General features: G+C 66.2%; 12 protein-coding genes. 4 read left to right on the plus strand and 8 right to left on the minus strand.

Going from position 1 to position 13,020, the window contains the following annotated elements; translation table 11 throughout:
- Positions 1-2 precede the first annotated feature (2 nt).
- Positions 3-1,412, plus strand: a complete 1,410-nt coding sequence (gene radA, locus H292_RS0106730) for a DNA repair protein RadA (RefSeq protein WP_020110908.1) — start codon at positions 3-5, stop codon at positions 1,410-1,412.
- Between the two features lie 149 nt (positions 1,413-1,561).
- Positions 1,562-2,659 carry a DNA integrity scanning diadenylate cyclase DisA gene (disA, locus tag H292_RS0106735; RefSeq protein ID WP_019663080.1) on the plus strand — a complete coding sequence of 366 codons (1,098 nt, stop codon included), beginning with the start codon at positions 1,562-1,564 and terminating at the stop codon, positions 2,657-2,659.
- Between the two features lie 3 nt (positions 2,660-2,662).
- On the opposite strand, the gene H292_RS0106740 is transcribed toward disA, so the two are convergent.
- Together H292_RS0106740 and H292_RS0106745 are read right to left on the minus strand one after the other, a co-directional pair.
- A complete protein-coding gene (locus H292_RS0106740; RefSeq protein ID WP_020110910.1) occupies positions 2,663-3,403 on the minus strand; it encodes a hypothetical protein in 741 nt (246 codons plus the stop codon).
- Positions 3,404-3,480: 77 nt separating this feature from the next.
- On the minus strand, positions 3,481-4,104 hold the full coding sequence (locus tag H292_RS0106745; RefSeq protein WP_019663078.1) for a carbonic anhydrase: 624 nt from the start codon (positions 4,102-4,104) through the stop codon (positions 3,481-3,483).
- 104 nt (positions 4,105-4,208) lie between these two features.
- Here H292_RS0106745 and H292_RS0106750 point away from each other — a divergent pair, with 104 nt between their 5' ends.
- A complete protein-coding gene (locus tag H292_RS0106750) occupies positions 4,209-5,084 on the plus strand; it encodes an A/G-specific adenine glycosylase (RefSeq protein WP_020110911.1) in 876 nt (291 codons plus the stop codon).
- On the opposite strand, the gene H292_RS0106755 is transcribed toward H292_RS0106750, so the two are convergent.
- On the minus strand, positions 5,085-5,891 hold the full coding sequence (locus tag H292_RS0106755; protein WP_019663076.1) for an alpha/beta fold hydrolase: 807 nt from the start codon (positions 5,889-5,891) through the stop codon (positions 5,085-5,087).
- A gap of 5 nt (positions 5,892-5,896) precedes the next feature.
- Positions 5,897-6,634: an alpha/beta fold hydrolase gene (locus tag H292_RS0106760; RefSeq protein ID WP_020110912.1), complete on the minus strand. Its 738-nt coding sequence runs from the start codon at positions 6,632-6,634 to the stop codon at positions 5,897-5,899.
- 36 nt (positions 6,635-6,670) lie between these two features.
- On the opposite strand from H292_RS0106760, the gene mhuD reads away from it, so the two are divergent.
- Positions 6,671-6,979 carry a mycobilin-forming heme oxygenase MhuD gene (gene mhuD / locus H292_RS0106765; RefSeq protein ID WP_019663074.1) on the plus strand — a complete coding sequence of 103 codons (309 nt, stop codon included), beginning with the start codon at positions 6,671-6,673 and terminating at the stop codon, positions 6,977-6,979.
- Here the strand turns inward: mhuD and H292_RS0106770 are convergent.
- The 4 genes from H292_RS0106770 to H292_RS0106785 form a co-directional block, all read right to left on the minus strand.
- On the minus strand, positions 6,932-8,350 hold the full coding sequence (locus tag H292_RS0106770) for a sensor domain-containing diguanylate cyclase (RefSeq protein ID WP_019663073.1): 1,419 nt from the start codon (positions 8,348-8,350) through the stop codon (positions 6,932-6,934). The genes mhuD and H292_RS0106770 overlap by 48 nt on opposite strands.
- Before the next feature lie 29 nt (positions 8,351-8,379).
- The gene (locus H292_RS0106775; RefSeq protein WP_230594317.1) at positions 8,380-10,722 is read right to left on the minus strand and encodes a putative bifunctional diguanylate cyclase/phosphodiesterase; all 2,343 of its coding nucleotides are present in this window, start codon (positions 10,720-10,722) and stop codon (positions 8,380-8,382) included.
- A gap of 219 nt (positions 10,723-10,941) precedes the next feature.
- Positions 10,942-11,379 (minus strand): OsmC family peroxiredoxin, encoded by a 438-nt coding sequence (locus H292_RS0106780; RefSeq protein ID WP_019663071.1) that lies wholly within the window; start codon positions 11,377-11,379, stop codon positions 10,942-10,944.
- Positions 11,380-11,445: 66 nt separating this feature from the next.
- Positions 11,446-13,017 (minus strand): MFS transporter, encoded by a 1,572-nt coding sequence (locus tag H292_RS0106785; protein WP_020110914.1) that lies wholly within the window; start codon positions 13,015-13,017, stop codon positions 11,446-11,448.
- Positions 13,018-13,020: the final 3 nt, after the last annotated feature.

Raw genomic sequence — 13,020 nt, forward strand, 5'->3', positions numbered from 1 at the left:
CCGTGGCCAAACTGAAGTCCAACTACCGCTGTTCGGCCTGCCATCACACCGTCGCCAAATGGGTGGGGCGCTGCCCGGAGTGCGGTAGCTGGGGTTCGATGGACGAGGCCACGGTCCTCGCACCCGTCGCCACCCGAGCAGGCGCGTCCGGCCTCGGGGCCGGGAACACACGGTCGACGCTCGCGCCGATGATCCCGACGTCGCCCGCTGCCGCGATCACCCAGATCAGCAGCACGACGTCCCAGGCCAATTCCACCGGCATCAGCGAGTTCGACCGGGTTCTCGGTGGCGGCCTGGTCCCCGGATCCGTCGTACTTCTCGCGGGCGAGCCGGGCGTCGGAAAATCGACGCTGCTCCTCGAGGTCGTCCATCGGTGGGCACGGACGGGTGAGGACAGACGCGCTCTGTACGTCACGGGTGAGGAGTCCGCCGGGCAGGTACGTCTGCGTGCCGACCGCACCGGGGCTGTCCACGAGCGTGTGTTCCTTGCCGCCGAATCGGACCTTGCCACGGTGTTCGGGCACGTGGAGCAGGTCAAGCCCAGCCTGCTCATCGTCGACTCGGTGCAGACGATGCTCGCCGCCGACGTCGACGGAGTCATCGGCGGCGTCACCCAGGTACGCGCCATCACCAGTGCACTGACCTCGCTCGCCAAGACGACCGGAGTCGCGGTACTGCTCATCGGTCACGTCACGAAGGACGGCGCGGTGGCCGGACCGAGGTCCCTCGAACACCTCGTCGACGTCGTCCTCCACTTCGAAGGCGACAAACACTCCACCCTGCGGATGATCCGAGGCGTCAAGAACAGATTCGGCGCATCCGACGAGGTCGGCTGTTTCGAACTGCGCGAGACGGGCATCGTCGGCATCTCCGACCCATCCGGGCTGTTCCTGCACCACCGGACGGAATCCGTCGCAGGCACGGCGGTCACCGTCACCATGGACGGCAAGCGCCCCCTGCTCGCCGAACTGCAGGCACTCGTCGTCGAGACACACATGCCGTCACCGAGACGGGCCGTCAGCGGCCTCGACTCCGCCCGCGTCGCAATGATCCTCGCGGTCCTCGAGAAACACTGCGGCCTCAAGATCGCCAAGTGCGAGGTCTACGCCGCCACCGTCGGAGGTATGAAAACCACCGAACCCGCCGTGGACCTGGCCCTCGCCGCCGCCGTCGCATCCGGCGTCAACAACGTGCCACTCGATCCCGGCCTCGTCATCCTGGGCGAAGTCGGCCTCGCAGGCGAGATCCGCCGCGTGTCCGGCCTCGGCAGAAGACTCGCCGAAGCGGCACGCCTCGGCTTCACCCACGCCATCACCCCTCCACACGACGACCCGATGCCCGCCGGAATGAAAGTCAGAACAGTCACCAACCTCGCCGACGCCCTGACCTCCGTCCGTCCCCGCTCTCGCTAGTCAGCACGCAAATTCGGGTCATTCCGCGGGCTCCACTCCCGCATAATCGGGTCATTCCGCGGGCTCCACTCCCGCTCACGTAACCTCTTTCCTGCAGGACACGCACCACCCCTGCATCCGTGAACGCCGACATCGACGAGGGGATGAGCATGACCGACTCGACACGCGGCGAGCCGACGTCCCCTGTTCTCCGGGAGACCATTGCCCGCCTTGCCCCCGGCACTGCTCTCCGTGACGGGCTCGAGCGCATCCTGCGAGGCCGTACCGGCGGGTTGATCGTGCTCGGCTACGACGACGAAGTGGAAGCCATCTGCGACGGCGGATTCGAGCTGGACGTCGAGTTCGCCCCGACGAGACTGCGAGAACTGTCGAAGATGGACGGCGCCGTCGTGTTGTCGACCGACGGCAAGCGGATCGTGCGGTCCAACGTTCAGCTGGTGCCCGACCACAAGATCCCCACCGTGGAATCCGGTACGCGGCACCGCGCAGCGGAACGGACCGCGATGCAGACCGGCTACCCGGTCGTCTCCGTCAGCCAGTCGATGAGCATCGTCAGCGTCTACGTCGCCGGTATCCGGCATGTCGTCGAAGGTTCCGCGACGATTCAATCGCGCGCCAACCAGGCCGTCGCGACTCTCGAACGCTACAAAGCGCGTCTCGACGACAACACCCGGCAACTGTCGGTCGTCGAGATCGAGGATTTCGTGACCCTGCGGGACGCGTTGACCGTCGCGCAGCGGCTCGAGATGGTGCGACGCGTGTCGGTGGAGATCGAACAGAACGTTCTCGAACTCGGCACGGACGGAAGGCAATTGGCGCTGCAGCTGGAGGAGCTGCTCGGCGACAACGACATCGACCGTCAACTCGTCGTCCGGGACTACCTGGCAGGCACGGAACCTGCGGGCACGGCAGCGGTCGAGCGTGCGCTCGGCGCTCTGGACAAGCTGACCGACGTCGACCTTCTCGACCTGACGACGTTGGCGCGTGCGTTCGGCTATCCCGCGACGATCGAGGCCCTCGACACTCCGATGAGCCCGCGCGGCTACCGGGTACTGACGCGGGTACCGCGTCTGCAGTTCAGCCAGATCCACCGTCTGGTCGCATCCTTCGGCACTCTGCAGGGGCTTCTCGCGGCCACCGCCGCCGACCTGCAATCGGTCGAGGGCATCGGCGGCCTCTGGGCCCGGCACATCCGAGAAGGCCTGTCGCGCCTGGCCGAATCGTCCATCGCGGGGCCGTTCGACTGACGTCTAGGTGGTGATGTTGAACGGTTCCGGCGAGCTGCGCAGTTCACCGAGCTGGGCGATCACCTTGTAGGAACCGGCGCCGACGGGGACGCGTTCTTCACCGCAACCGGGAACCGAGTTGGTTCCCGACCACTTGACCGTGAACCCTGCCTGCTCACCCGGCTTGAAGGACCGCAGGTCCGACTGGGCGTCCGGGAAGCAGTCGGTGTTGGACCAGATTCGCTGATCGTCGAGGGTGAACACCAGAGCCTGCTGCAGACCGGCACCGACGTCACGTTGGCATTCCGTCGAGCTGATGTTGGTGATGACGACGGTGAATCCTGGCTCTTCGCCGACTCGGTACGTCGCCTTGTCCGGCGTCGCCTTGATCGCGAGACTCTGATCCGCGCACTGGTTGGAGGCCACCGGGAGATCCGCAGCGGGAGCAGCGGAGGTTCCCGAGGCTCCCGACGACGCGGGAGCGCCGCCGCCGGAGCCACCGGATCCTCCCGAACCGCCGGACCCACCCGAGCCGCCGTCCGATGCGGACGCCTGCTGCTGAGAACTCGTCGACGACGGGGCCGTGGTCGATGGGCTTGCGCTCGACACGACGCCCGCCGGTTGGGTCTGCTGATCGTCCTCACCGCCACCGAGCGAGCTGATGAACCACACGATCAAACCGAGCACGACGACGGCAGCACCGATGGCGAGTGCGCGACGACGCCAATAGATTTCGGGAGGCAGCGGCCCGGTTGGTTGCAACACAGAACTACCGTAATTGGCGGTAGCTCAGCCATCCCGCAAGCACATACGGCGTGTCGCGTCGGACCTGGGTATTTACGTCAGGGCTTCTCGCCGATGTCGCCGATGACCTCTCGCAATCGCGCACTTCCCTCGGACAACTTGTAGGTCAATCCGACGATGGCGGCATCACCCGATTCGACTTTCTCCGCGATGATTCGGGAGCGCTGCATGAGCAGGTTGCCCGTTTCCTCGACGTGGCGGGCCATGAAATCGTCGACGTCGGTGTAGCCGTCGCGCCTGGCCGACAGGACCGACGGGGTGACGCGTTCGACGACGTCGCGGATGTAGCCGCCGGGGATGTCGCCGGAATCGAGTGCGTCCGTGGTGGCCCTGACGGCGCCGCACTTGTCGTGTCCGAGGACGACGATGAGGTGCGCACCGAGCACGGCTACGCCGTATTCGATCGAGCCGAGCACGGACGAGTCGACGGTGTGGCCGGCGGTGCGCACGACGAACATGTCCCCGAGGCCCTGATCGAAGATGATCTCGGCGGCGACGCGAGAGTCCGCGCAACCGAACAGAATTGCGCGGGGGCTCTGGCCGTCGGCGAGTCTGGTGCGGTCCTCGATACCCTGACTGGGATGCAGGGGGGCGCCGGCGACGAAACGCTGGTTACCCTCTTTGAGAGACTTCCATGCTGATGCTGGGTTGGAGGCAGGCATGTAAGTCATTGTGCATGGGTCGACGATTACCGGCGAGTCAGGTTCCCTCGCCGGTCCCGGACGGCCACCGGACCGTCGCGCGGACGAAAGGCTGTTGAGGACACGTGCCCATCGATACGGCAGCGTTGCTGAGCTGGTTCGATGCCGAGGAGCGGGATCTGCCGTGGCGTCGGCCCGGAGTGACTGCTTGGCAGATACTGATGAGCGAGATCATGCTTCAGCAGACACCGGTCTCTCGCGTGGCTCCGATCTGGGAGGAGTGGGTTCGGAAGTGGCCCGTTCCGTCGAAGATGGCGGCGTCGTCGCAGGCCGAGGTTCTGCGGGCCTGGGGCAAGCTCGGCTATCCGCGTCGGGCTCTGCGGTTGCACGAATGCGCGTCGGTCCTGGCGTCCGAGCACGGTGACGTGGTGCCCGACGACGTCGACACTCTCCTGGGATTGCCCGGTATCGGCGCGTACACCGCGCGTGCGGTGGCCTGCTTCGCCTACGGTCGGCGAGTTCCGGTCGTCGACACCAATGTTCGTCGTGTCGTCGCCCGTGCTGTGCACGGCGAGGCGGAGCCGGGTAATCCGTCGACGACGCGTGATCTCGCGGACGTGGACGCCCTGCTCCCCCGCCCGAAGGCTCGCGCGGCGCGGTACTCGGCGGCTCTGATGGAACTCGGCGCGTTGATCTGCACGGCGAAGAACCCGGCCTGCCTGTTGTGTCCGCTGCCGAAGTGCTCGTGGATCGACGCGGGGAGACCGGCGTACACAGGTCCGGTCAAGAAGGTGCAGAAGTTCGCCGGCACCGATCGACAGGTGCGCGGAAAGCTGATGTCCGTGCTGCGGGAGAGTCCCGGCCCGGTGGAACGGGCGCAGTTGGACATCGTGTGGCTCACCGATCCCGGTCAGCGCGACAGGGCGCTGGATTCGCTGCTGCTCGACGGTCTGGTCGAGCAGACCGAGTCCGGTCTGTTCTGTCTGGCGGGCGAGGGCTGATCAGCGCAGGAAGTCCGCCAGAACCTTGTTGACGACGTCGGGTCGTTCGAGGTAGCCGAAATGCCCGGTGTCCGGGATCTCCTCGTAGCGTGCTCCCGGAATTGCCTGGGCGACTTCACGGCTGAGGTGCGCCGGGATCAATCGGTCGTCGGCGAATCCGATGACCAGCGACTTCGCGGTGATCTTGCGATACGCCGTCAGCCGCTCGGTGCCCGCGCGCATCTCCAGACCGATCTGTGCGCGTCGGCCCGCAGTCGGCTGCCCACCCGAGAATTCCAGCACGGCAAGCCAATCCGCGATCGCTTGCTCGTTCCGCAGCGTTGCGGGCGAGAAGTTGTTCATCGCGGTCATCGCCGCACGGTAGGACGCGGGGAGCGTGATCCCGGCGTCGTACAGATCGCGTTCGGCCTGCGACCACGCCTTCTGCATCGTCGACGACCGCCCGTACGTCGCCATCATCACGGCGTGGGAGACGAGGTCGGGGCGGGCGAGCGCGAGTTCCTGCGTGACGCGCGCCCCCATCGACGTACCGACGACGCGTGCTCGCATGCCACCGAGATGCTCGATCAGCGCGGCCGTGTCGGCGACGAGGTCGTCGAGCATCATGGACCGGCCGGCCTCGAACGACGGCGAAACACCCCGGTTGTCGAACGTGACGACCCGAAAACCGGCCGTCACCAGCGCGGGCACCTGATGCGCCTTCCACACTCGCCCCGGGCTGCCGGTTCCCATCACCAAGACCACGAGGGGGCCGGAGCCCGTGACCTCGTAGTCGATTTCGATTCCGTTGAGCTTCGCCGACGACATTCGCGTCATCGTAGTGCGGTCAGGAAGCTCGTCACCGCCTCCTGGTAGATCTGCGGGGACTCGTCGTGGATCAGATGGGCCGCGCCGGGCACGAACACGTACTCGGACTTCGGGTTCCGCGCGTGCATCTCCGCCATCTGCCCGTCGGGTGTGATCCCGAACTCACCTTCGAGAAGCAACGACGGCACGTCGACGGCTTCCCACTCCGCCCAGAAGTCCCGCCTTCCCCATTCCGACGAGATGGCCTCGAACGTCGAAACCTCACCGTGCAGGTACCACCCGTCCTCCCGTCGGGTGAACGAATCCAGGAAGTATCGGCCCGCCACCTCCCCGAAGTAGTCGAGGACGGCGGCCTCCGTCGGAAACGGCTGCGGCCAGTTCCTGATCATCGCGGCCCAGGCGTCGGCCGTCCTGCCACGGAAGTCCGGCGCGATGTCCTCGACGACGAGGGCCGTCACCAGTTCCGGACGGGCAGCGGCCAGGCACCATCCGTGCAGGGAGCCCATCGAGTGGCCGATCACCGCCGCCCCGCCCAGCGTCTCGGCATGCGCCGCCAGATCCTCGACGAAGGCTTCGGTGGTCAATGTCGAGGGCGGCGGACGCCGGTGGCCCGGAGCGTCGTACGTATGGACGTGGCCGAGGGTGCGCAGCCAGGGAAGGGCGCGCCGCCACGTCCCGGAGCTGCCCATGAGCCCGTGCAGCAGCAGGATCGGCGGGCCGTCTCCACCCTCGTCGTGCAGCATCGAGGACGATGGTAGCCGCGCAGGTAATCTGGCGTCATGGCTGTCGTCAAGATCAACGCAATCGAGGTTCCCGAGGGCGCTGGCCCCGAGCTGGAGAAGCGCTTCGCTGCACGAGCAGGTGCCGTCGAGGGTTCACCCGGCTTCCTCGGTTTCCAACTTCTCCGCCCCACCAAAGGCGAGGACCGCTACTTCGTCGTCACGCAGTGGGAGACCGAAGAGGCCTTCCAGCAGTGGGCGTCGGGACCTGCCAGGGCCGCTCATTCCGGTGAACGCGCGAAGCCGGTCGCCTCGGGGGCGTCACTGCTCGAATTCGAGGTCGTGCTGGATGTGACTCCGGGGCGCTGAGCCGTGCCGCGGGTCCGAGTGTCCGTGCACCGCGTACCCCGTCGTTCGTGATTTCTTCGCGGTGTACATCGCCGAGTCGGCGCGCCGGAACAGGTCGTCGGCATCGGCGGTGTAGTTCTCGTCCACCGCGATGCCGATGCTGGCCGCGACGGTGATGTCGAAGCCGTCGATTCCGAACGACACTGCGAGTCCCTCGAGAATGCGCATCGCCACACCCACAGGATCGGGTCCAAGGTGCAGGACGACGAACTCGTCGCCGCCGAACCGCGACACGATGTCGCCCTGGTCGACGGCATCTGCCAGGAGAGTCGCCACGAACTGGAGCGCCCGGTCACCCACCGCGTGACCGAGGGTGTCGTTGATCATCTTGAAGTTGTCCAGATCGACCACCAGAACCGCTATCGGACAAGGGTTCCCGTGGACCCTCACGTCTGCGATGCGCTGACGCACCAGCACCCTGTTGGCCAGACCGGTCAACGGATCGTGCGCTATCCGACGACGCAGTTCCGTCTCCAGGTCCTGCCTGCGCATCGCCGCGGACACCACACCTGCGACCGTCTGCAGGTAGGCCAGCTCTCCGTCGCTGAATTCCCCTGACTCCGCGCTGTACACCGCGAGCACTCCCCACGGCTCATCCGATCCTTCGATGACCACGGCGGCGCCGCTGCGCACGCCTCGTGCCACCATGAAATCCGTCGGGAATCTCGTTTCGGTGTCCCGGTCCGCGCACGTGACCGGAGCGTCGGAGCGCAACGCGAGTCCAGCATGCGACAAGCGCGACAACGGAATTGCGGACGGCGGGGCGCTGGGACCGGAGTAGGACACGGCCAACAGTTCGGAGCGATCCGGAGCGCTCGGCTCGAAGACGACGGCACAGTCCATCCCGGCGAGCGCCGCAGCAGCGTCGGTCGCCTCGGCGAGAATACGAGACCGACCGGCAGTCAACGCAGTTCGACTCAGGTCGGCGACCGTCCGCTGCTCACGCGCGTGGGCAGCGGCGTCCGCGACGGCTTCGCGCAGGCGGCACTCGACGTCGAACCGTCCGCGAAGGTCGCGTGCGACGACGGCCACGACAGGCGTGCGAGCATGTCGTCCCGTGACGACGAACGCCGATACCCAGACAGGGATGTCGGCGCCCGAACGCACGTGCCGCAGGACACTGTCTCCGGTCCAGACGCCACCTGCACCGAGTGCCCGCAGGACTGGGTCGACATCTCCTGCGACACGCAGCGATTCCCTGAACTCGATGCCGGCCGCCCCGGCCCCGACGAGCCCCTGGGCGGCCGAATTGGCGTACGCCACATGACCGTCCGCGCCCCGCAGGTACATCGCGTCGGGCGACCGTTCGGCAATCGCGGCGAATTCTGCCACCCAGTCCGCGACCTGTGGCTCCTCGATGTTCAGTTTCGATTCGCTGCCGATCCGACGGCTTTCGCACCATGAGAAGCCGATGACGAGGGCAGTGACGGGTGCGATTCGGGGCTCGGTCGGCCGGCCCCGACGAGGCTCTCGATTCGATCGATCGAGGTCTCCAGTTCTTCCTCGGGGACCGGATGACCGATGTGGAACCCTTGTGCACCGTCACACCCGAGTGCGCGCAGGCGGTCGAGAGTCTTGGCGTCCTCGACGCCCTCCGCGACGACGGTCATGCCCAGGCTCCGGCCGAGATCGATGGTCGACCGCACGATCGACGCATTGGTCGGTTGACTGTTCATGGCCGTGACGAACGACTTGTCGATCTTCAGGGTCTGGACCGGCAAGGATCTCAGGTAGGCCAACGAGCTGTAGCCGGTGCCGTAATCGTCGATGGCGAGCGAGACGCCCAGATCCCGGAGCGCGACGAGCGAATCGACGGAACGACGGGGGTCGGTCATGGCCGTGGTCTCGGTGACCTCGAACTGCACCGCCGATGCAGGGACACGGTGGGATTGCAGGGCGGTGGCCACGTTCTCCACCAAGGTGGCGTCCAGCAGGTTGCGGACCGAGAGGTTGACGGACACGCGGAAGTCCGACCGATTTCGGCGGAGGGTGCTGCAGCATTCCAGCGCATCGTCGAGGACGTAGGCGGTGATCGAAGGGAGCAGACCCGAGCGTTCCGCGTCGGGGAGGAACGACCAGGGCGAAATGAGGCCCTCGCGTGGATGCTGCCACCGCAACAGTGCTTCGACTCCCGAGATCCGGCCCGTCTTCAGATCCATGCACGGCTGGAAGAACACCCGCAGTTGCCGTTCGCGGATGGCGGTTTCGAGTTCCCCGAGCAGTCGCATCTGATCGTGGCGGTCGGAGTCCATAGCCGGGCTGTACAGCGACGAGCGTTCGTGGCCGTGCTTGGCGAAGGTGAGCGCGACGTGGGCGTGCTGCAGGAGGGCCTCGGCGTCGACGACGGCAAGCTTCGAGGACTCCACGACGCCGACCGTCGCGTCCAGAGCCACATTGATGTCGCGGACGAACATGGTCTCGCTGACTGCGCTGCGAAAATGATCCGCAGCTACCGACGTGGAGACGACCAACCGGTCCGCGGCCAGGGACACCACGAACTGGTCACCGCCGAGACGCCCGACGACGGAATCGCTCGCCGCTGCCGCCGACAACCTCTGCCCGATCTCACGGAGCACGCGATCCCCGACCGGATAGCCGAAGGTCTCGTTGATCTGCGCGAAGCGGTCGACGTCGACGACGAACACGACGACACCACAGGCACCGGCGTCGGCGAGGGAGCGGTCGAGAAGTTCTTCGAGGTGGCGTCGGTTGGCCAGCCCCGTCACCGGGTCCGACACCGCGGCGATGGACAACGCTTCGGCCTGTCGGCGCAGCGCCGCCAGGAAACATGCCATCCGCGCCGCGACCAGTACGACGGCAAGAACCGACGACCCGAACACGACCCAGCCCCATTCGGAGACCGGCACGCCGCGTACGAGTTCGATGCCCATCACGACGGGAGACAGCAGAATGCCTGCACTGAGCCCAGCGAGCCGAGTGCGTTCGACGACCCGTCTCGGCTTCTCGTCGGGCACGGTCCAGAGTTTTTGTGGCGGATACAGGGTCGCCGCCGTCAGAAGGATGTAGCCGATGAGCCATCCCGCGCTGACCACGCTCGTGTCGCGGAATTCGAACCGCTCGACGGCGAGGAAATTGATCCACGCCGACACCGCGAACGTCACGAAACCCGCCGCCGTCATCGTGAACGGCAATGTTCGTGCACGCTTGGACAACAGGAGGATGACGAGCAACGAGACGACGAAGCCGTCTGCGGTGGTGTAGACCACCACAGGCCAGTACTCGGAGAACGCATCGAACCCGAGGGAGATGTCCGGGCGGCTGCCGACGACGAAGATCCACGCAGCCAGCCCGACGCCGGTGGCAACGATCGAGCCCTCCAGTGCGTCCTCCAACCGGAGAACGCGATGGCCGTTGTCGTCGTGGATCAGAAGCACACCGACGATGAACGCAGCGTGCCCGAGAAGGTAGGCGGCGTCGGCCGGCGAGACCATCGGCACGGTTGTGTCGCCCAGTAGATACACCGCGGTGATCAGATCGCCGAGGCCCCACGCCACGAGGCCCATCAGCAGGAAGAACCACGTGGGTCGGTTGGCGAGGCTCCGGTGCTTGCTGACGCAGGCGAACGTCACGACGCAGGCGGCGGTGATCAGCGCGTACACCGAGATCCTGGGCAATCCGCTCGGCAGCCACAAGTAGACGCCGGTACCCACCAGCCCTACCGACAGGAAGCTCGACCACCTCATGCCCCGAGTGAGTCCTTTCCGGGTCCCAACCACCGTCGTGTCCGTTTGTTCGAATCGCGTCAGGCGTACGAACTGCATTCGATGCCGTTTGCCGTTCGGATTGCTCGACTTGTCCAGGATCTCAGACACGACGGTTGGAAGGTTATCTAGCCTCCCTCACTTCTTCAGTGACAGGTCACAATTTCGGGCGATCAGCCCGTTTTCTTCGGTGGTCGGCCGTCATGACTCGAGCGCTGCGTCGAGGGTGATCTCCACACCGGTGAGAGCCTTGCTGACCGGGCATGTCTCCTTCGCGGCCTGCGCTGCCTTCGCGAAGCCCTCGGCGTCGAGGCCGTCGACCTCACCGCGAACGGTCAGCGCGATCCCCGTCAGCTTGAACCCTGGGTCGTCCGGTCCGAGAGAGACCTCGGCCTTGACCTCGAGACTCTGCGGCGTGCCACCTGCCTCCGCGATGAGGGCGGACAGCTGCATCGCGTAGCACGACGAGTGCGCCGCAGCGATCAGCTCTTCCGGACTGGTGGTGCCGTCGGCGTTCTCGGCAGCACGCTTGGGAAACGAGACGTCGAACGTTGCTGCGCCGGAACTGGTGAGTTCCACCTGACCCGAACCGGCTTCCAGAGTTCCGTTCCATGCAGTGCGCGATGTACGTGTGGGCATAGCGTCTGACTCCTCTCGACATGCGCCCGGCCGGACGACAGGGCCGCATACTCGAAGGCTAGCGATTCAATCCGGCAGACTCCTGCTGTCCTGGGAATGATAGTGCGCCAGAAGCCTTTTCTCCTCGTCATGACGAGGGAATGCGAAGAACACGAGGACTGCTCCGACGACCACCACCGCGATCGCGGCCGCATACGACCGTTGATCACCGTCGAGAAACGCCTGCCTCGCGGCGTCGATGATCTGATCGCCGTACTGCGGATACCGCTCGGCCATGTCGGCCGCGGACGAAAAGGACTTCGTCAGGATCGACTGAGTCTCGGTACCGACCTGGCTCGCCTGCGGCGAATTCGCGATCGCGGACGTCAACGACGCTGCATATCCCGCCGTCAGCAGGGCCCCGAGCGTCGACTGCATGATCGCGCCGCCCAGATCGCGCTGCAGATCCGCCGTTCCCGACGCCATTCCTGCCCGATCGACGGGCACCGACCCCGTCAACGAGCGCGACGCCGGGGTACCGGCGAACCCGACGCCGATTCCGAGCAGCACGTAGCTCAGGGCGACGAACAGGTAGGAGACGTTCTCCTTCCAGGTAGCCCACGCGACGACGAGACCGAGAACGATGAACAAGTAGCCGAGCAGCAGCGTGAACCTCGACCCCTTCGACTCGACCAACTTCGCCGACTGCGGTGCGACGAGGACCATGGCGGCAGCCGCGGGAAGCGTCGACGCCCCGGCTTGCAGAGTGGAGTACTCGAGCACGTTCTGCAGGAATTGCTGACCGACGAAGATGAAGCCCATCAGCGAACCGAAGACGATGATGCCCGCGAGCGCCGCCGCCCAGAAGGTCTTGCGGCGAGCGATGGACAGGTCGTACAGCGGGAACTCGGCACGTGCCTGCCGCAGCACGAACACCGCACCCGCCGCCAGGGCAATCGCCCCGAGTCCGATCGCGAGTGTCCCTCTGCCGTCGACCGGTGCGAAGTTGATGCTCAGCACGAGCGCCGCGATGAACACCACGGACACCATGCCGCCGAGGTTGTCCACCGGGTCGGTGGTCTCGTTGACGTGGGACGGTACGAGCACGGCAGCCAGCAGCAACGCCAGTCCGGCCAGCGGAAGCGTCACGAGAAACACTGCACCCCAGTGAAACTTCTCGAGCAGCGCCCCCGACAGCAGCGGTCCCAGTGCGGACAGGGCACCGCCCAGCGCAGACCACAGTGCAATGGCCTTGGTCCGCGCCGGCCCCGACCACAGCGCCGTGATCAACGCCAGCGTCGTCGGATACGCCAGGCCCGCCGACACACCTCCCAGTAGTCGTGCGCCGAACAGCACCTCGAAGTTCGGCGCGAATCCGGCGATCACACATGCAGGCACCGACAACGCCATGCCCAGCACCAGAAGCATCTTGCGGCCGTACCGGTCACCAAGCGCGCCCAGATACAGCACCGACGCCGCCAACCCGAGCGAATAGGCAACGGCGATCAGGTTGAGCTGCGTCTGGCTCGCGTCGAAGTCCCGGCCGATCTCCGGCAGCGCCACGTTCGCTACGGCAAGGTTCAGATTCGCCACCGCAGCGACCAGGATCAGAACGAACAACACCAGTCCGGCGCGGGCCGGCTTCGAGTCGAGGGGCACGAC

This window comes from Rhodococcus sp. 114MFTsu3.1 (genome assembly GCF_000383555.1).
In the GTDB taxonomy this organism is placed as follows: Bacteria; Actinomycetota; Actinomycetes; order Mycobacteriales; family Mycobacteriaceae; genus Rhodococcoides; species Rhodococcoides fascians_E.

What these genes read in the sequence shown, in the direction of transcription:
- H292_RS0106760 (WP_020110912.1), bottom strand. Translation starts at nt 6,634, where the DNA reads ATGCTGCACGACGAGGGTGGAGACGGCCCGCCGATCCTGCTGCTGCAC.
- H292_RS0106745 (WP_019663078.1), bottom strand. Translation starts at nt 4,104, where the DNA reads ATGCCTGCCTCCAACCCAGCATCAGCATGGAAGTCTCTCAAAGAGGGT.
- H292_RS0106755 (WP_019663076.1), bottom strand. Translation starts at nt 5,891, where the DNA reads ATGTCGTCGGCGAAGCTCAACGGAATCGAAATCGACTACGAGGTCACG.
- disA (WP_019663080.1), top strand. Translation starts at nt 1,562, where the DNA reads ATGACCGACTCGACACGCGGCGAGCCGACGTCCCCTGTTCTCCGGGAG.
- mhuD (WP_019663074.1), top strand. Translation starts at nt 6,671, where the DNA reads ATGGCTGTCGTCAAGATCAACGCAATCGAGGTTCCCGAGGGCGCTGGC.
- H292_RS0106780 (WP_019663071.1), bottom strand. Translation starts at nt 11,379, where the DNA reads ATGCCCACACGTACATCGCGCACTGCATGGAACGGAACTCTGGAAGCC.
- H292_RS0106775 (WP_230594317.1), bottom strand. Translation starts at nt 10,722, where the DNA reads ATGAGGTGGTCGAGCTTCCTGTCGGTAGGGCTGGTGGGTACCGGCGTC.